Source organism: Haloparvum alkalitolerans (genome assembly GCF_050122995.1).
Taxonomy (GTDB): domain Archaea; phylum Halobacteriota; class Halobacteria; order Halobacteriales; family Haloferacaceae; genus Haloparvum; species Haloparvum alkalitolerans.
On the sequence record NZ_JBNLIA010000003.1, the window covers coordinates 238913 to 255800 of the forward strand.

General features: G+C 71.0%; 18 protein-coding genes and 1 pseudogene. 4 read left to right on the forward strand and 15 right to left on the reverse strand.

Annotated features, from left to right (window positions below):
* Nucleotides 1-9 precede the first annotated feature (9 nt).
* Nucleotides 10-879, reverse strand: coding sequence for a TIGR01548 family HAD-type hydrolase (locus ACQE3L_RS04770; protein WP_426962636.1), 870 nt, complete (start codon nt 877-879; stop codon nt 10-12).
* A gap of 69 nt (nt 880-948) precedes the next feature.
* Nucleotides 949-1389 (reverse strand): UPF0146 family protein, encoded by a 441-nt coding sequence (locus ACQE3L_RS04775; protein WP_426962637.1) that lies wholly within the window; start codon nt 1387-1389, stop codon nt 949-951.
* Nucleotides 1390-1428: 39 nt separating this feature from the next.
* On the opposite strand from ACQE3L_RS04775, the gene ACQE3L_RS04780 reads away from it, so the two are divergent.
* Together ACQE3L_RS04780 and ACQE3L_RS04785 are read left to right on the forward strand one after the other, a co-directional pair.
* The gene (locus ACQE3L_RS04780; RefSeq protein WP_426962638.1) at nt 1429-1950 is read left to right on the forward strand and encodes an archaemetzincin family Zn-dependent metalloprotease; all 522 of its coding nucleotides are present in this window, start codon (nt 1429-1431) and stop codon (nt 1948-1950) included.
* A gap of 88 nt (nt 1951-2038) precedes the next feature.
* On the forward strand, nt 2039-2479 hold the full coding sequence (locus ACQE3L_RS04785; RefSeq protein ID WP_426962639.1) for a GAF domain-containing protein: 441 nt from the start codon (nt 2039-2041) through the stop codon (nt 2477-2479).
* A gap of 154 nt (nt 2480-2633) precedes the next feature.
* On the opposite strand, the gene leuS is transcribed toward ACQE3L_RS04785, so the two are convergent.
* From leuS to ACQE3L_RS04840, 11 genes and pseudogenes are all read right to left on the reverse strand, one after another.
* Nucleotides 2634-5351 carry a leucine--tRNA ligase gene (gene leuS, locus ACQE3L_RS04790; protein ID WP_426962640.1) on the reverse strand — a complete coding sequence of 906 codons (2718 nt, stop codon included), beginning with the start codon at nt 5349-5351 and terminating at the stop codon, nt 2634-2636.
* Between the two features lie 154 nt (nt 5352-5505).
* Nucleotides 5506-6057, reverse strand: coding sequence for a DoxX family protein (locus ACQE3L_RS04795; RefSeq protein ID WP_426962641.1), 552 nt, complete (start codon nt 6055-6057; stop codon nt 5506-5508).
* A 185-nt stretch (nt 6058-6242) separates the two neighbouring features.
* Complete coding sequence (locus tag ACQE3L_RS04800; protein WP_426962642.1) at nt 6243-6488, reverse strand: glutathione S-transferase N-terminal domain-containing protein; 246 nt, start codon at nt 6486-6488, stop codon at nt 6243-6245.
* Between the two features lie 140 nt (nt 6489-6628).
* The gene (locus ACQE3L_RS04805) at nt 6629-8008 is read right to left on the reverse strand and encodes an NCS2 family permease (RefSeq protein ID WP_426962643.1); all 1380 of its coding nucleotides are present in this window, start codon (nt 8006-8008) and stop codon (nt 6629-6631) included.
* Between the two features lie 136 nt (nt 8009-8144).
* The gene (locus ACQE3L_RS04810) at nt 8145-8858 is read right to left on the reverse strand and encodes a phosphoribosyltransferase family protein (RefSeq protein WP_426962644.1); all 714 of its coding nucleotides are present in this window, start codon (nt 8856-8858) and stop codon (nt 8145-8147) included.
* Nucleotides 8859-8973: 115 nt separating this feature from the next.
* Entirely contained in the window at nt 8974-9816 is an 843-nt protein-coding gene (locus ACQE3L_RS04815; RefSeq protein WP_426962645.1) for a polyprenyl synthetase family protein, read from the reverse strand.
* Between the two features lie 327 nt (nt 9817-10143).
* A complete protein-coding gene (locus tag ACQE3L_RS04820) occupies nt 10144-10917 on the reverse strand; it encodes a 23S rRNA (uridine(2552)-2'-O)-methyltransferase (RefSeq protein WP_426962646.1) in 774 nt (257 codons plus the stop codon).
* A gap of 80 nt (nt 10918-10997) precedes the next feature.
* A complete protein-coding gene (locus ACQE3L_RS04825) occupies nt 10998-11609 on the reverse strand; it encodes a GNAT family N-acetyltransferase (RefSeq protein ID WP_426962647.1) in 612 nt (203 codons plus the stop codon).
* Entirely contained in the window at nt 11606-12136 is a 531-nt protein-coding gene (locus tag ACQE3L_RS04830; protein WP_426962787.1) for a peroxiredoxin family protein, read from the reverse strand. The genes ACQE3L_RS04825 and ACQE3L_RS04830 overlap by 4 nt, the downstream gene beginning before the upstream one ends.
* Nucleotides 12113-12319 (reverse strand): annotated as a pseudogene (samp2, locus tag ACQE3L_RS04835) (ubiquitin-like small modifier protein SAMP2); the annotation flags it as partial. The gene ACQE3L_RS04830 and the pseudogene samp2, both read right to left, overlap by 24 nt.
* Nucleotides 12320-12367: 48 nt before the next feature.
* On the reverse strand, nt 12368-12577 hold the full coding sequence (locus tag ACQE3L_RS04840) for a hypothetical protein (protein WP_426962648.1): 210 nt from the start codon (nt 12575-12577) through the stop codon (nt 12368-12370).
* 144 nt (nt 12578-12721) lie between these two features.
* Here ACQE3L_RS04840 and ACQE3L_RS04845 point away from each other — a divergent pair, with 144 nt between their 5' ends.
* Nucleotides 12722-13498: an alpha/beta fold hydrolase gene (locus ACQE3L_RS04845; RefSeq protein WP_426962649.1), complete on the forward strand. Its 777-nt coding sequence runs from the start codon at nt 12722-12724 to the stop codon at nt 13496-13498.
* Nucleotides 13499-14192: 694 nt separating this feature from the next.
* Here ACQE3L_RS04845 and ACQE3L_RS04850 read toward each other — a convergent pair.
* Nucleotides 14193-14822, reverse strand: a complete 630-nt coding sequence (locus ACQE3L_RS04850) for a LysE family translocator (RefSeq protein WP_426962650.1) — start codon at nt 14820-14822, stop codon at nt 14193-14195.
* 135 nt (nt 14823-14957) lie between these two features.
* Between ACQE3L_RS04850 and ACQE3L_RS04855 the strand changes: the two genes are divergently transcribed.
* Nucleotides 14958-16355: a signal recognition particle protein Srp54 gene (locus tag ACQE3L_RS04855; protein ID WP_426962651.1), complete on the forward strand. Its 1398-nt coding sequence runs from the start codon at nt 14958-14960 to the stop codon at nt 16353-16355.
* 1 nt (nt 16356) lies between these two features.
* Here the strand turns inward: ACQE3L_RS04855 and ACQE3L_RS04860 are convergent, their stop codons facing one another.
* On the reverse strand, nt 16357-16884 hold the full coding sequence (locus ACQE3L_RS04860) for a hypothetical protein (protein WP_426962652.1): 528 nt from the start codon (nt 16882-16884) through the stop codon (nt 16357-16359).
* Nucleotides 16885-16888 lie beyond the last annotated feature (4 nt).

Below are 16888 nucleotides of genomic sequence, written 5' to 3' on the forward strand. Positions count from 1 at the left end.
CGCGCCACCTCAGGGCGCCTCCAGCAGGTCGGGGAGGTCGTTGACGCTGTCGACGACCGCGTCCGCCCCCGTTTCGGTGTACTTGCGGCGGCCCTCATCGCCCGTGAGCCCGCCGGTCAGGACGCCGACGCCGTAGTAGACGCGCCCGGGGTCGGCCTCGTCGGCGTTGCGCGCGGTGCGGACGTCGTCGAGGGTGTCGCCCGCGAACGCCACGCGGTCGGCGTCGAACCGCTCCGCGAGCGTTATCAGCGCCTCGGGGTCGGGCTTGCCGGGCGCGGGGTCGTCCATCGTGAACCGGTGCTCGTCGGGGACCTCGAGCCCGACGCGTTCGAGCGCGATGTCGGCCTCCGCGGCCGGGCGACCGGTCACCACGCCGACGTCGTGGCGCTCCTGAAGGCGCTCGATGGTCTCCGGCTCCACGAGGACCGGCTCGTCGTTGATGTAGCCGTCCGCCTCGATCGGCGGCTCCCCGCCCTCCAGCTCCCCGTAAAGGTCGCTGCCGAGGTACAGCGCCTGGAACACCTCTCGAAGCCGGTCTGGCTCCCACTGGTCGCGGACGCGGGCCTGCGGGACGCTCGGGAGGGCGGCGACGACCGACTTGGCGGCCTCGAGTCCGCCGCCCTCCTCGGCGATCCGGCCGGTGAACTCCGCGACGCTCATCCGGAGCCCCTCGCGGCTCGCGAGCACGTACAGCGCCGCGGCGTCCGTCAGCTCCCAGTCGTTGTTGAACCCGCCGGCGTCCTTGAACGCCTGCACGTCCGCGCGGTCGATGGTTCGCCCGTAGACGTGCCGCACCGACTCGACGATGGCCCGCCGGTAGGAGTCGGCCACGTCGACGAGCACCCCGTCGATGTCAAGCACGACAGCGTCGACCTGCATGCCTTCGGAGGCGGCGCGTGGGAGAAAAAACGTTCCGGGTCGCCGGGGCGTCTCCCGACGAGGGAGCGATCAGTCCGAACCGATCCGACCGCGGACGACGTACAGCGTGTCGCTCCCGACCGCGTGCCGGCGGCAGATCGGAACGACCGGCTCCTCGAAGCCGAGCGTCGTGAACGCACAGACCGCGTCCAGCCGCTCCGCGAGCCGCAGGGTCGGCCGCTGGAGTTCGGCGGGGAGGTTGCAGGCGTACACGACGCCGGGCGCACGCGGCAGTGCCAGCGCGGCCATGGGGTCCGCGGCCGCCGCAATCTCGGTCACGTCCGCGCGGCGGAAACGGACGCCCTCGGGCGCCGCCTCGGCCGCGGCGTCGCTCACGTCCATCGCGGTTACGTCTCGACCGCGCGCGCGGAGGGCGGCGGCGACCGCGCCGTTCTCGCCGATCCCGACCTCCAGGGACGCCTCGAAGTCGGAGAGGCGGTCCGCGATCCGACCGCGGGCTGTGGGGTTCACGCCGTGCGATTTATGCGCGCTGACTTCAAACGACTTTCCATGCTCGTTGACGTTGTGCCGGTGGGGGAGGTCTCCGCGCGTGTCAAGCGGGAAGCCTCCGGCGCGCTGCGGTCGGTCTACGACTGTGAGGTCACGATCCACGACGAGCAGCCGGTCCCGGCCTCGGCCTACGACGAGGGGCGCGACCAGTACCGCGCCGAGGACCTCATCGAGGTCGTCAGCCGGGCTGGCACCGGCGAGAAGAACATCGGCATCACGCCGCGTGACCTGTTCTACCGCCGGCGCAACTACGTCTTCGGACTGGCGTACCTCAACGGCGGCGGCTCGGTCATCTCGACCCACCGGCTCAAGACCTCCTCGGACGGCGGCATCTCCACGAAGCCGACCGACGAGGTGTTCGCCGACCGCGTCCGCAAGGAGGTCGTCCACGAGATCGGCCACACCGTCGGCCTCGAGCACTGCGACAACTCCAAGTGCGTGATGTCCTTCTCGCCGACCGTCCGCGAGGTCGACGTGAAGGAGGAACACCTCTGCGGCTCCTGCTCGCGGCTGCTCCGGTGAGCACCGCCTCCGGCCACCGAACACGCCGCCGTACCGACCGCGCTCGCGTTCCACTACATCTATCTCCATCCCCACCGTACGTTCGGTCATGCACCGTGAGCCGGCGGACCCGGACCTCCTCAACGACGCGCTCGACCTCCTCAACGTTGCGCTGGGCACGCCCTTCGCGGTCGCCAGCCGGATCGAGGACGGCCGGTTCACCGTCGTCGGACTCGACGACCGGATCGACACCGGAATGAACGTCGGCGACGAGTTCGACACCGCCGAGACCTTCTGCCGGACCATCTCCGCCAGCGGCGGCCCGGTGAGCATCCCCCACGCGTCGAGCGACGAGCGCGTCGCCGGCATCTACGCCAACGCCGAACTGGGGCTGGAGGCGTACCTCGGCCTCCCCATCACGGTCGGCGGCGAGCAGTACGGCACCATCGCGGTCTGCGACTCCGAGCCCCGCGCGTTCGACGAGGAGGACCGCCGCCGCGCCGAGGCGGCCGCGCGCCTCGTCGAGGTCGGCGTGGCCGAAGCGGTCTGATTCCGTCGGACTTTCCGTCGTCGTCCGGTTTTTCTGTCAGCGGCCGGCTCTTCTGTCGGCAGCCGAGTCTTCTGTCAACAGTCGGGTTTTCTGTCAGCGATCGGATTTCCGACCGCCGGGTCGCAAAAAGGAAAACCGCGGTCCGACCGGCGTCCTACTCCGCGATGTCGATCGCCGGGCGGCCGGGGTCGGCCTTGTTCGCGACCGCGTCGTCGGCCTCGTCGGCGGTCAGCACGCGGACGGGCGCGTCGAACTCCCGCTCGATCAGCCACGCGGCCGCCTCCAGCGCGTCGTGTTCCGCCTCGGGCGGCAGCGTCTCCGAGAGCGCCTCGCGCTCGGCCTGCAGGTCCTGTCCGTAGGCGGCCGCGGCGTCGCCCTGCTCGCGGATGTGGGCTTCCTGCATCAGCTCCGAGATCAGGTTGTCGGCGTCGCTCTCGATGGCGATCGCCAGCGCGTCGTACTTCCACTCGGGGGCGACAACCACGTCGACGCGCTCGGGGTCCTCGATCCCCGCCACGTCGACGATCTGGCGCACGTCCTCGCGGGTGTTCTCCACGAGCCGGCGGCGCATCTCCGCGGCCTCGCGGTCGACCGACGCGGTCGGCCAGTCGGCGTCGAGGACGAACTCGGGCGCGTCGCCCGACTCGTCGGCCGCCCCGCCCACGGCGGCCGCGTCCGCCTCTGCGAGGTCGGCGTACAGCTCCTCCGCGAGGTGCGGCGCGACCGGGGCCAGCAGCCGCACCGCGACGGAGAGCCCGCGTGCGAACGTCCCGGCGTGGGGGTCGGCGTACTCGCGGTACTGCCGCAGCGTCTTCACGAGGTCCTGCGCCTCCCGGAGCGCGACGTTGAACGTGAGTTCGTCGTACTCCTCGGTGGCGACCGCGACCGCGGCGTCGGTCTCGTCGCGGACGTAGCCCGCGACCGCGTCGTCGTCGCCGTCGGCGTCGATGGCGCCGTCCGGGTCCGCGAACGCCTCGACGGTCTCCGAGAGGCGCGTCAGGAACCGGTAGGTGGACTTGACGCCCTCCTCGGACCAGTCGAAGTCCCGCTCGGGCTGGGCCGCCTGCATCATGAACAGGCGCGCGGTGTCGGCCCCGTACTCCTCGACGATGCGCTGGGGAGAGACGACGTTGCCCTTCGACTTGGACATCTTCGACCCCTCCAGCTGGACCATCCCCTGCGCCAGCAGGTTGGTGAACGGCTCGCGGTGCTCGAGCCCCTCCTCGTCGGCCAGCACCTTCGTGAAGAAGCGCGAGTAGAGCAGGTGCATCACCGCGTGCTCGATGCCGCCGACGTACTGGTCGACGGGCATCCAGTCGTTGGCGCGCTCCAGGTCGAACGGGGCGTCGGCCACGTCGGGCGAGACGTAGCGCAGGAAGTACCACGAGGAGTCGACGAACGTGTCCATCGTGTCCGTCTCGCGGACGGCGTCCGCGCCGCAGTCGGGACACGTGGTGTGCTTCCACTCCTCGGCGGCGTCCAGCGGGTTGCCCGTCGTGTTGACGAACTCCGGCAGCTCGACCGGCAGATCCTCCTCGGGGACCAGGACGGGGCCGCAGTCGTCACAGCGCACGACCGGGATGGGCGTCCCCCAGTAGCGCTGGCGGGAGATGCCCCAGTCGCGCAGGCGGTACTGGGTCGTGTGCTCGGCGCCCTCGGTATCGGCGGTGATGCGCTCGCGGGCCTCGGCGCTCGAGAGGCCGTCGTACGCGCCGGAGTTGACGAGGACGCCGTCCTCGGTGTAGGCTGACTCGGAGACGTCCGGGACCTCGGGGGCGGTCCCGGCCGCGTCGTCGTCCGGCTCGGGAGCGATGACGGGCTCGATGGGGACTCCCATCTTCTCGGCGAAGACGTGGTCGCGGTCGTCGTGGCCCGGCACGCCCATCAGCGCGCCCGTCCCCACGTCCGAGAGGACGAAGTCCGCCACGAACACCGGGAGCTCCGCGCCCGTCACGGGGTTGGTCGCGGTCAGGTCGGTGGCGACGCCGTTCGGCTCGTCGCCGTCGGGGTCGGCCTCGTGGTGGACGAACTCGTGGACCGCCTCGTCCTCCTCAACCAGTTCCCGGCTGATCGGGTGGTCCGGCGCGAGCGCGAAGAAGGTCGCCCCGTGGACGGTGTCCGCGCGCGTCGTGAACGCCTCGACGGTGCCGTGGCCGTCGATCTCGAACTCCAGCGTCGTCCCCTCCTGTCGGCCGATCCAGTTGCGCTGCATCTGCCGGACGGAGTCGGGCCACCCCTCCAGGTCGTCAATGTCCGAGAGCAGTTCGTCGGCGTATTCGGTGATCTTCAGGAACCACTGTTCCAGCTCGCGCTGCTCGACGGGCGTGTCACACCGCCAGCAGAGCTCGTCGTCGCCCTCGACCTGCTCGTCGGCGAGGACGGTCTCACAGGAGGGACACCAGTTCACCTCGTCGTCGCGGCGCTCTACGAGGCCCTCCTCGTGGAACCGGCGGAACAGCCACTGGTTCCAGCGGTAGTACTCCGGCGTGCAGGTGGTGACCTCGCGGTCCCAGTCGTAGCCGAAGCCCATCGACTTCATCTGGCCCCGCATCGTGTCGATGCAGTCGAAGGTCCAGTCGCGGGGGTTGGTGTCGCGCTCCTTGGCGGCGTTCTCGGCCGGGAGGCCGAACGCGTCCCACCCCATCGGGTGGAGCACGTCGTCGCCACGCAGCCGCCGGTAGCGGGCGTACGCGTCGGTGATCGTGTAGTTGCGGACGTGACCCATGTGGAGCTTCCCCGACGGATACGGGTACATCCCCAGCACGTACGTCGGGTCCTCGACGTCGTCCGGCGTCCGGTACGCGTCCGCGTCGTCCCACGCCTCCTGCCAGCGTCGTTCGACCGCCGCGTGGTCGTAGCCCTCTTCGGTCATCTCTTGGATAGGCGTGGTAGGGTCGGAGCCCTATACCTTTCCATCCGACAGCCGCGGTCGCTCGCGGCCGCGTGACAAAAGTGGGGCCGCCGTCGTTCGCAGCCGCGTGACAAAAATGGAGCCGCAGCCCCCGGTCAGGACCGGTCGCGTCCGGTCAGCCGAGGACGTACCGGAGCCGCGGGTATTTCTCGACGAGCGGTTCGCCGTCGACCTCGTACCGCTCGATGGAGGCGTCGAGGCCGTAGGTGCGCCCGGCGGCCATCGCGGCGACCGCGAGGAACACCGCGACGTAGATCAGCTCCGAGGTGGCAAAGCCCATCAGCACCTCGTAGGCCCCGCTCATGTCCCAGTTGCCGAAGTAGAACGCCGTGGCCTGGAGCGCCCCGAAGAACGCGGCCAACCGGAGCAGGGTCCCGGTGATCAGCCCGAGGCCGATCATGACCTGTCCGACCGGAACGGCCACGTCGACGACCGCGATCACGGTCGGGCTGGCGGCCATCGCCCCGTAGAGCCCGCTCAGGGGGCTCGCGGGGTCGACGTTGGCGAGGTAGCCCTGCGCGGTGAACCCGCCGAGGAGCTTGCCGAGCCCCGCGCTCAGGAACACCCACCCGATCAGCACCCGCAGGCCGACGCTGAACCACTCGACTCCCGGACCGACGTCTTCGAGCACCGGACGCGCCGCGCCGCGCTCGAGTTGTGTGGACATAGGTGGCACCTCCTTACAGGTGTATCTCCGGCCGGCGACCCCTTATAAACAGGACCGCGGTCCCACGGCACAGGAACGGCGGCGGCTCCTCAAGTGTCCGGAACGAGTAGCAAAAAGTACGGAAGCCGACCCGTTCCGTCCGCGGTGGCGCCGGGGGACGGTCCCCCCGGCGTCGTCGGCAGCGCCTACGCGTACGTCTCCTCGAGGTACTCGACGATGTCGTCGGACTCCGGCATCCCCTCGACGCCGTGCGCCTCGTCGACGAGCACGGGGACGCCGGTCTGACCGCTGACCGCCTTCACCTCGTCGCGCTCGCCGTGCGAGCGCGGGACCATCACCGAGTCGTACTCCAGCCCGAGCTCCGCGAGCTTGTCCTTCACCTTCGCGCAGTACGGGCAGCCCTCCAGTTCGTAGAGCGTGATGTCCGTCATCGCCGGAACGTAGGGTGGTGTCGACAAAGAAGGCGTTGGTGCCGTGCGTCGCGCACGCGAACGCGCGCCGGTGCCGTCCGGACAGTCGGAAGGGAGCGCGGAAGCGGTGGGAACCCGCCGGGAACGGAGCGGGGTCGCGTTCAGAACACGAAGCCGCCGGTCTGGAGCACGTAGTAGCTCACCAGCACGACCGCGAGCACCCACTGGCCGAGGCGCACGTCGTCGGCCTCACCGATCGCGGCCTTCACGAGCGGGAAGGCGACGATGCCGGCCGCGAGCCCGTCGGCGATCGAGTAGGCGAACGGCATGATCGTGATCGTCAGCGCGCCGGAGACGGTCCAGGCCGGGTGCGACCAGTCGATGTCGGTGACGCCCTGGAACATCATCACGCCGACCACGACGACCGCGATGTAGGAGGCGTACGCCGGGATCGCCGCCACGACCGGGACGGCGACGAGCGAGACGGTGAACAGCGCGGCGACGACCAGCGCGGTGAGGCCGGTGCGGCCGCCCTCCTCGACGCCCGTGGAGGACTCGATGTAGGTGGTCACCGTGGAGGTGCCGAGCATCGCGCCCACGGTGGTCCCGACCGCGTCGGCCATCAGCGGCTTCTCGGCCTCGGGGAGGTCGCCGTCCTCGTCGAGGAAGTCGCCGAACTGCCCGACGCCGATCAGCGTGCCGGCGGTGTCGAAGAAGTCGACGAAGAAGAACGTGAACACGACGAAGGTGAACGTCACGGGGTCGATGTCCGCGAGTCCCTCGAGGAACGCGCCCGCCAGCGGCGTGATGTCGTACTGCGCCGCGGGGAGCGTCTCGGGGGTTATCGTCCCGCGGTCGAAGAGCCCGCCGAGCGTGAGCGCCCAGCCGGTCACCGCGGTCGCGAGGACGCCGAGGATGACCGAGCCGCGGACGCCGCGGGCCCACAGGAGCAGCGTGAGCGCGACGCCGACGACGCCGAGTATCGACCACGGGTCGGAGGCGATCGGGCCGAGCTGGACGAGCGTCGCGGGCTCGTCGACGACCACGCGCATCTCCTGAAGCCCGATGAACAGCAGGAAGCCGCCGATACCGGCCCCGACCGCGTACTTCACCGGCTCGGGGAACAGCTCGATGATGTACTTGCGCGCGCCGACCGCCGTCAGGACCATGAAGATCACGCCCTCGACGAACACCGCCGCGAGCGCGGTCTGCCACGGGATCCCCAGGATTCCGACGACCGTCACCGCGAAGAAGACGTTCAGCCCCATCCCGGGCGCGAGCGCGAACGGCCGGTTGGCGTAGACGGCCATCACCAGCGTCGCGACCGCGGAGGCGATGATCGTCGCGATGGCGATCATCTGGACCACCTCGATGAACTCGTACCCCTCGATCTGGATGGCCTCCGCGAGGATGAACGGGTTCACGACGATGATGTACGACATCGCCAGGAACGTGGTGAATCCCGCGAGCACCTCCGTCCGGAGGTCGGAGTCGTGTTCGTCGACGTCGAAGTACGCGTTCAGGGAGTCTGTCAGCCCCATGTGGATGTCTGTGCATACACCTGATAACCCACATAAGCGTTGCTGTCGGAGATACGCAGATATACACAGAAATGGATCGGAACTCCCGGGACGTGTGGTGCGACCGTCAGAAAACGGCGCGAACGTGCCTATCCGGCTACTCGAAGGTGGCCAGCGCGCCGACGGGCGCGTCCACGATCTCCCGCGCGCGGTCCATCCCCTCGTCGCCGACGGCGATCAGCGTGAAGACGCCGGTCACGTCCGCGTCCGCCTGCACGGCGATGTCCAGCAGCAGTTCCTGCGTCTCCCCCGACCGGATCAGGTCGTCGACGACCAGCACCGTGTCGCCCGCGGAGACGGCGCGGGCGGGCAGGTAGTAGGTGAGTTCGATGCCGGACGCGAGCCGCTGGCGCGACTCGATGAACTCCTCGACGGCGGTCTCCTTGGACTTCTTGGCGTACGCCAGCCGCGCGTCGAAGAAGGAGGCCATCGCGGCCCCGAGGGTGATCCCGTCGGTCGCCGCGGTGAGCACCACGTCCGGGCTCTCGAAGTCGAACGACTCCGCCGCGACCGGCGCGACCAGGTCGAGGAACGACTGGTCGAAGACGACCGCGGAGTTGTCGACGTACCCCTCCTCGTCGAACTCCACGCGGGCGTCCAGCTCCTCGGCGAGGGCGTCGCGGCCGACGCCCTCGACCACCTCCCGAGCGCGCTCCGCGCCCGGAAGGACGTGCCCGTTGACGTACCTGTTGAGGTCGCCGGCGGGGAGGCCGGTCACCTCGGCCAGTTCGTCGTACGTGCGGGTCTCCTTCAGCATCCGGAGGACGGCGACCGCCTGCAGCTGCAGGGCGGCCTTCTCTGCGCGGTTCATGCCCCGGATTACGTGGTTGCACAAGTATGAACACGTCGATGCGTACCGACGCGATTCCTGCACACGTCCGTGTGCTGCGTTGGCACCGCCGAGGACGGTGGTGCGACCGGCCGGGTCAGCGCTCCCGCACGACGACGAACTCCGCGAGGTCCCGCAGGTAGCCCATCGCGGCGGTCTCGTCGAGTTCGGTCGCCGAAAGCGCCGCGAGCGCCTCGTCGGACTGCTCGCGGGCGCGGGCGTTCGCCTCCTCCGGCGAGAGGCCGGTGACCTGCACGACCGAGGGGCGGTCCATCTGCTCGTCCTGTCCGGTTGGCTTGCCGAGCGCCTCGGCGTCGGCGGTCGCGTCGAGCACGTCGTCGCGGATCTGGAAGGCGACGCCGACGCGCTCGGCGTAGTCGCCGAACGACTCCACGACGAACGGGTCCGCGCCGCCCGCGACCGCACCCAACTCCGCGGCCGCGCGGAACAGCGCGCCCGTCTTCCGCCGCGCGAGCGTCATGTACTCCGGCTCGCTGGCGGGGCGGTCCACCAGTTCGGTCGCCTCGCCCTCGCCGAGTTCGACGAGCGCCTCCGCGACGATACGCATCGCGCGCTCGTCGGCCGAGAACAGCGCGAACGCCTCCCCGAGCAGGCCGTCGGAGGCGACGATGGCGGGGCCGTAGCCGTACTCCGCCCACGCGGAGGGGGTCCCGCGGCGCACGTCCGAGCGGTCGATGATGTCGTCGACCACCAGCGAGGCGTTGTGGACGAGTTCGACGCCGACCGCGAACTCGACCGCCTCGTCGGGGTCGCCCCCGACCGCCTCGCAGGCCAGCACCGTCACCGCCGGCCGTACCCGCTTACCGCCCGCGAGCACGACGTGGGAGAGCCGCTCCGAGAGCGCGTCCGGCTCGACCTCCTCGATGAGGGCCTCAAGCCGCTCGTCGACGAGCGCGACCCGGCGCTCCAGATACTCCATTGCGTATAAAAACGGGACCCCGGCGCAAAGGTGTGACGGAAACGCGCGGATCGGCGCCGCTCCTCCCGGGCCAGTTGCGAGGGCATTCGCGAGGAGGTCGGCAGTAGCCGGGTTTTGATCGGTTCGTCCCGCAGCGGTGCGGTTGCAGGGCGAGCGCGGTGCTGTGCGGGGCGGTGCTGTGCGGGGCGGTGCTGTCCGGCACGGTAGACTCTGCGGCAGAACACGTTCCGTATCAGCGAAAACCGGCCGGGGCGCTCCGAGCGGGACGGTTCCGGCCGAGGAGATCCGCAGAAGGACCAGCGCCGCGATCGGCCCGACCACGAACCCCTACTCGTCCGCGCGGTCGGCGAAGCCGAACTTCGGCTTGATGTCGTCGACGACGACCTCCACCGTGTCGCCGGCCTCCGTACCGGGGACGAACAGGGTGTACCCCTCCACCTTCGCGATGCCGTCGCCCTCGCTGCCGACGCTCTCGATCTCGACCTCGATCCGGTCGCCCTCCTCGACGGGCGCGGTGATCTGGCCCTTGCCGACGAGGAACACCTCGGAGGAGGAGTCGCGGGAGGCCTCGGGGGAGACGGTGCGGACGTACTCGAACGCCTCGCCGACCTCCTCGCGGAAGTCGTCGAGGTCGCGGCCCTGGAACACCTTCACGACGAAATCGCCGCCGGGCGCGAGGACCTCGCGGGCGGTCTTGAACGCCTGTCGCGCGAGATGGACCGAGCGGGCGTGGTCGAGGTCGTACTGACCGGTCATGTTCGGCGCCATGTCCGAGACGACCACGTCGGCCTGTCGGCCGTCCATCCGGTCGCGGAGTTTGTCCCGCGTCTTCTCCTCGGTCATGTCGCCGCGGAGGGTCTCGACCGCCTCCGACTCCAACTCGTCGATGCGCTGGAGGTCGACGCCGATCACGGTCCCGCCCTCGCCGACCTCCTCGGCCGCGACCTGCAGCCAGCCGCCGGGGGCCGCGCCGAGGTCGACCACGGTGTCCCCGCGGTCGAAGAGGTCCGCCGTCTCGTCGATCTGCTTGAGCTTGTAGGCGGACCGGGCGCGGTACCCCTGCTGTTTGGCCCGGTTGTAGTAGTCGTCCTTGCGAGTCATTTCCCCGTGTTTGGCGGCCGCGGCGTTTATGAGCGTCGCTCGGAGCGGCCGTGTGCGGGGACGTGACGCGGCGGCGCGGGCTATCCCGACCGCTCGCCCTCGCAGCCGTGTCCGCCCGCCGGGAGCGGACGGATCCCCCGGAGGCGGTCGGCGTCGGCCCCCTCCTCGTCGCTCGCGCCGTCACTCGCGCCGTCGCCGGCGTCGTTTCCCCCGCTCTCATCGCGCGATTCGCCGCCCCGCTCGCCGATCGGTGTGGCGGAGAATCCCAGGTCCGCGTAGAACTCGCGGAGCGACGCGTCGTACGCGGCCGTCATGCGGTCGTGACCGGCCGCGGCGGCGTCCGCGAGCGCCCGGGCGACGAGCGCGGTGCCGACCCCGCGACCGCGTCTCGACCGCCGGACCGCGACCGCGTCGAGGTGAGCGGCGTCCGCGTCGCCGACGGCGGTGACGACCAGCGCGCCCGCGACCGCGGGGTCGCGGTCGCTGCCCCGCTCCGCGAGCGCGACGAGCGCGGTACCGGCGGCGAGCGCGGTCGCGAGCGCCTCGTCTGCCACCTCCAGCATCGCGCCGTCGAGCACGCGCCGCACGTCGAGTTCGTCCGCGGGGGTCGCGGTCCTGAGCCGAACGCCGTCGGGCGGCTCCGGATCCGGAAGGGCGGGCGCGTCCGTGGGGCCGCCCGAGCCGCCGGTCACGCGAACTTCCGGAGTTCGTCGAGCAGGTCGTCCACGTCGGGCCGGTCGACCGGCGTGTCGCCGGCGTGGCCCCACAGCAGTTCGGGCTCGCGCCGGAGGTCGACGAGCGCGGCAAGCGGCATCCGCCCGAGCAGGTCGAACCGCCGACCGAGCGGGCCGAACTTCACCGGCTGGCCGTATCGGGTCGCCAGCTCGCTGTCCGGGTCCGCGACGATCGGGTAGGGCGCGTCGTGGTACACCACCCACTCGGCCGCCTTCTCGCGCGGTTCGGGGAGCACCGAGACGACCTCCGCGTTCAGCTCGGCGAACTCCTCGTAGCGGTCACAGACCGCCTCGACCTGCTCGCGGCAGTTGCCGCAGAGGAAATCGCGGTGAAACAGCAGTACCGCCACGTCCGCGTCCAAGTCTGTCAGGGAGAGCGGGTCGGGACCGGGGCCGGGATTCGGCAGCGAGAAATCGAGGTCGTTGGGGTCGGTCGAGGGCTGGTCCCCGGCGGACGTGGCGTCCTCCGCCCCGCCCTTGATCAGCCGGAGGAGGGTGACGCGCTCGGCCTCGACCGGGCTGTCCTCGGGGACGGGCGAGCCGTCGACGAGGACGGACGCCTCCTGCGGGCTGTATCCGGCCTCGCGGATCACGTCGCCGTAGGTGGCGTCGTCCGCGAGCGCGAGGTCGCGGTCCCCTGCACCGACGACCTCCACGGTCACGTTCATACGCGTGACTGGGGCGGCGCGCCGTTTAAGCGGTCTGGTGGCGCGTGGCTACCGCTTCTCCAGGGTCCCCTCACAGGTGGGGCAGCGTTCGTGGGACGTGCCCGCGAGCTCGATGGTCCGGCGCTTGAAACACTCCGAGCACAGCAGCGCCCCGCACCGGGTACACTCGTAGCCGTCCCGCCCAGCCAGCCCGATCTTCGCGAGGAGTCCCTCGCTTTTCGGGTCCATCTCCGTGTCGCAGCGCACGCACCGTGGCATCGATCGATCGCCGACAGGGACGCACGCCGAAAGAGTGTGTCGGTCGTCACCACGGAATCGGTCCCCGGGCCGTGCTCACGAGCGCGGTCACGCCCTGCGCTCGGTCACCCGAACGCGTAAACCGTCCGCGGGCGAACCGCGGCCGTGGCCTACGCAACGAACGACGGCGCGCGGATCCGGTACGAGACGGACGGCGACGGCCCGGCGGTCGTCTTCTGTGGCGACGCCGGGCTCGGCGCGTGGCAGTTCGGGTGGCAGCACGGCGCGGTGGCGGGACCGTACACCACGGTCACGATCGAACCCCGCGGGATCGGCGAGTCGGACCCCCCGGAGGGTCCTCTCGACGCCGCGACGCTCGCGGCGGACGTGGACGCGGTGCTGGCCGAGGCGGGGATCCGCAAGGCGCACCTCGTGGGCTACGGGCTCGGCGGGATGGTCGCGCAGGCGTACGCGCTCGCCTCCTCGCGCCCGCGGAGCCTCTTCCTCATCGGGACGGCCGCGACCGGCGACGCGTACGACCCGGACGCGGTCTGGGCCGACCCGAACGATCCGGCCGCGGTCCGCGCCTCGCTGGAGGCCGCCTTCTCCCCCGGCTTCCGCGAGCGCCACCCGGACGTGCTCGACCGGATCACCGACTGGCGGATCGCGGAGGACGCCGACCCGGAGACGTTCGCGGCCCACCGCGCGGCCGTAGAGGCGTTCGACGTCGGCGACCGGCTTCACGAGCTAACGACGCCCGCGCTCGTGGTCCACGGCGACGCCGACGACGCCTGCCCGCCCCACTACGGCGAGACGCTCGCGGAGGGCCTGCCGCGCGGGGAGTTCCGGTCGGTCGCGGCCGGCCACCTCGCGGGGGTCGAAGCCTCCGCGGCCGTCAACGACGAGCTCCGCGGCTGGCTCGACACGCAGACCGATGAATAGGCGAGATACGTAGCCAGTTCTGGTGGAGACGTTGCTGATCGGGACGCCAACACTCAGAACGTCCTACCCGGCTGTCCGTACGACGTTTTTTGTGTTTCTGTTGCAGATCCTGTTGATCTGGACAGTAACGTCCAGAAAGCCCCAGCCGACTCGTTCTCATACGGTTTTTCTGTATCTGCTGTCGATCCTGCTGTTCGGAACACTAACGCCCAGAAATCCCCAGCCGGCTCGACCGGCCGCGGCACGCTCTGCGCGCTCGCGCCTCTCCACACCGCCCGGCGCGAGTGCTTGCGGCGCCGGGGCCGGATCGAGCCGGCTGTCCCTTTCAGTCCCCCCACCGCGACCGCACAGCACCGCAACCGAACCGCAGCCTCACACCTCCCCAACCTCGCCGGCGGCGCGGCCGAGGCTGGGGAGGGACGAGGCCTCGGTTGCGGTGCCGTGCGGTACCGTGCGGTGCCGTGCGGTACCGTGCGGTGGAGTCGCGGCGCAGTCGCGGTGCGGTCGCGGTACAGTCGCGGTACGGTGCCGGGATCTCCGAACGTCGCCGTCCCGAGAAGCCGGATCTGCGACCGAGACAGAAAGCTCGGGCACGGCGCACCGAGAGCCGGTCGGAGCGTCCGGAAGGGCCGGCCGCGATCGGCGGAGCAGCACGGGGTCGAACCTGGGCGGCGGTCCTCCGTCACCGTCCGACTCACCCGAGCACGACCCACGCCCCGAGTCCGATCAGCACGGCGCCCGCGACGCGGTCGAGCAGGACGCGCGTCGAGCGCGCGCCCACGAGCGAGGCGGCGGCGTCCGCGGCGGTCGCCACGGCCGCGAGGTAGCCCGCGGTCAGGACGGCGTAGGTGCCGCCGAGCACCGCCATGCCGAGCGTCCGGTCCGGCCCCTCGATGAACCCCGGCAGCAGCGCGAGGAAGAACAGCGCCACCTGCGGGTTGGCGGCGTTCACGAGGAAGCCGCGGCGGAAGCCGCCTGTGGCGGTCGCGCCCGCGGCGCGGTTCTCTGGCTCACTGTCCCCGACCGCTCTCTCGCCCGCGTTCCGCAGCGTGGCGGCGCCCAGCAGGGCCAGATACGCCCCGCCGAGCAGTCGGACGGCGTCCGCGGCCGCGGGGACGGTCCGGTAGACCGCTGCGAGGCCGAGCGCCGCGAGCGCGGTGTGGAACAGCACGCCGACCGCGACGCCGAGCGCGGCGCGGACGCCGAGCCCCCGCGACTGGACGCCCTGCGAGAGCACGAACAGCGTGTCCGGTCCGGGTGCGAGGATCAGCGCGACCGCGGCCGACAGGAACAGCAGGTACGTCGCCGGGTCGGGGAGCACCATCGAGGAGGGGTGCGGCCGGCGGCGGTTTCAGCGCGTCGGTGCCGGCAGGGAGCGCTCGCGGCCGGCCGGCGGCGTCCCGCCCGCGCGAACGCGACGAACAAAGCCTTTACCGCGTGGACCGCCAAGGTCGGGCAAATGGTACTGGACGACCTCGGGAGCTCCCTCCGCGGCAGCCTGAACAAGCTGCAGGGGAAGTCCCGACTCAGCGAGGACGACGTCGAGGAGATCGTCAAGGAGATCCAGCGCTCCCTGCTCTCCGCCGACGTCGACGTCTCCCTCGTGATGGAGCTGTCGGACGCTATCGAGACGCGCGCGCTGGAGGAGGAGCCGCCGGGCGGCACGACCGCGAAGGACCACGTCCTCAAGATCGTCTACGAGGAGATGGTCGACCTCGTCGGCGACTCCACGGAGCTCCCGCTGGAGCCGCAGACGATCATGCTCGCCGGTCTGCAGGGGTCGGGGAAGACCACCTCCGCCGCCAAGATGGCGTGGTGGTTCTCCAAGAAGGGGCTCCGCCCCGCCGTCATCCAGACGGACACCTTCCGGCCCGGCGCCTACGACCAGGCCAAGCAGATGTGCGAGCGCGCCGAGGTCGACTTCTACGGCGACCCGGACAACGACGACCCGGTCGACATCGCCCGGAAGGGACTCGAGGAGACCCAGGACGCCGACGTGCGCATCGTCGACACCGCCGGTCGCCACGCGCTGGAGGACGACCTGATCGACGAGATCGAGCAGATCGAGGCCGAGGTGGCCCCCGACCGCTCGCTGCTCGTGCTCGACGCCGCCATCGGCCAGGGCGCGAAAGATCAGGCCAGCCAGTTCGAGTCGTCGATCGGCATCGACGGCGTGATGATCACCAAGCTCGACGGGACCGCGAAGGGTGGCGGCGCGCTGACGGCGGTCAACGAGACCGACTCCTCCATCGCCTTCCTCGGCACCGGCGAGACGGTGCAGGACATCGAGCGCTTCGAGCCGTCGGGGTTCATCTCCCGGCTGCTCGGGATGGGCGACCTCAAGCAGCTCTCCGAGCGCGTCGAGCGCGCGATGCAGGAGACGGGCGAGGAGGAGGACGACTGGGAGCCCGAGGACATGCTGCAGGGGAGCTTCACCCTGAAGGACATGCAAAAGCAGATGGCGGCGATGAACAAGATGGGGCCGCTCGACCAGGTGATGGACATGATCCCCGGCATGGGCGGCGGGATGATGGACCAGCTCCCCGACGACGCGATGGACGTGACCCAGGACCGGATGCGCCGGTTCGAGGTGGTCATGGACTCGATGACCGACGAGGAGCTCGAGAACCCCCGCACGGTCGGCCAGGAGCGCGTCCGCCGCATCGCCCGCGGCTCCGGCACCGACGAGGAGACCGTCAACCAGCTGCTCGAACAGCACCGGATGATGGAGCGCACCATCGAGCAGTTCCAGGGGATGGGCGACGGCGACATGCAGCGCATGATGAAGAAGATGGGCGGCGGTGGCGGCGGCGGCCTCGGCGACCTGATGGGCGGCGGCAAGGGCCCGTTCGGCTGAGCTACTCGTCGTCGAGCGTCGCCGCGTCGACCGTCTCCCCCGTCTCGGGGTCGCGCTCGGCGGTCCCCGCGAGGACCTCGCGGACCGTCTCCGCGGCCCTCTCGACGGGTGCGTCGAACGACGCGGCCTCCAGCCGACCGAGCGCCAACTCGGCGCCGGTGCCGAGCGCGATGGGCGACTCCGCGAGCCGGCTCCCGTCCGCGCGCACCGCGGCCACGCGCGCCGCCCCTTCGTCGTCGCGGGCGGCCACGACGAGGTCGGCGTCCGCGGCGGCCGCGACCTCCGCGGCCAGCCGTCCGAGCGGCTCGATCCCCGGCGTGTAACCGCGCTCGGTGCGGTACTCCTCGACGGCGACCGCCAGTCGGTCGCGCACCCGGTCGACGTCCCCGGACGCGACTCCGAGCAGCCAGCCGTCGAACGAGAAGACGCGCCGCCGGTCGCGGCTCCGGACGCGCCCGTCGCGGGTCGCCAGCCGGTCCGCCGCGACGACGGCACCCCCGGCCGCCCGAACCGCGATCACTGTCGGCATGCGT

Coding starts and splice junctions, on each gene's coding strand:
- ACQE3L_RS04770 (WP_426962636.1), bottom strand. CDS start 879: ATGCAGGTCGACGCTGTCGTGCTTGACATCGACGGGGTGCTCGTCGAC.
- ACQE3L_RS04780 (WP_426962638.1), top strand. CDS start 1,429: ATGCTCGTTGACGTTGTGCCGGTGGGGGAGGTCTCCGCGCGTGTCAAG.
- ACQE3L_RS04785 (WP_426962639.1), top strand. CDS start 2,039: ATGCACCGTGAGCCGGCGGACCCGGACCTCCTCAACGACGCGCTCGAC.
- leuS (WP_426962640.1), bottom strand. CDS start 5,351: ATGACCGAAGAGGGCTACGACCACGCGGCGGTCGAACGACGCTGGCAG.
- ACQE3L_RS04795 (WP_426962641.1), bottom strand. CDS start 6,057: ATGTCCACACAACTCGAGCGCGGCGCGGCGCGTCCGGTGCTCGAAGAC.
- ACQE3L_RS04800 (WP_426962642.1), bottom strand. CDS start 6,488: ATGACGGACATCACGCTCTACGAACTGGAGGGCTGCCCGTACTGCGCG.
- ACQE3L_RS04805 (WP_426962643.1), bottom strand. CDS start 8,008: ATGGGGCTGACAGACTCCCTGAACGCGTACTTCGACGTCGACGAACAC.
- ACQE3L_RS04810 (WP_426962644.1), bottom strand. CDS start 8,858: ATGAACCGCGCAGAGAAGGCCGCCCTGCAGCTGCAGGCGGTCGCCGTC.
- ACQE3L_RS04815 (WP_426962645.1), bottom strand. CDS start 9,816: ATGGAGTATCTGGAGCGCCGGGTCGCGCTCGTCGACGAGCGGCTTGAG.
- ACQE3L_RS04820 (WP_426962646.1), bottom strand. CDS start 10,917: ATGACTCGCAAGGACGACTACTACAACCGGGCCAAACAGCAGGGGTAC.
- ACQE3L_RS04840 (WP_426962648.1), bottom strand. CDS start 12,577: ATGCCACGGTGCGTGCGCTGCGACACGGAGATGGACCCGAAAAGCGAG.
- ACQE3L_RS04850 (WP_426962650.1), bottom strand. CDS start 14,822: ATGGTGCTCCCCGACCCGGCGACGTACCTGCTGTTCCTGTCGGCCGCG.
- ACQE3L_RS04855 (WP_426962651.1), top strand. CDS start 14,958: ATGGTACTGGACGACCTCGGGAGCTCCCTCCGCGGCAGCCTGAACAAG.
- ACQE3L_RS04860 (WP_426962652.1), bottom strand. CDS start 16,884: ATGCCGACAGTGATCGCGGTTCGGGCGGCCGGGGGTGCCGTCGTCGCG.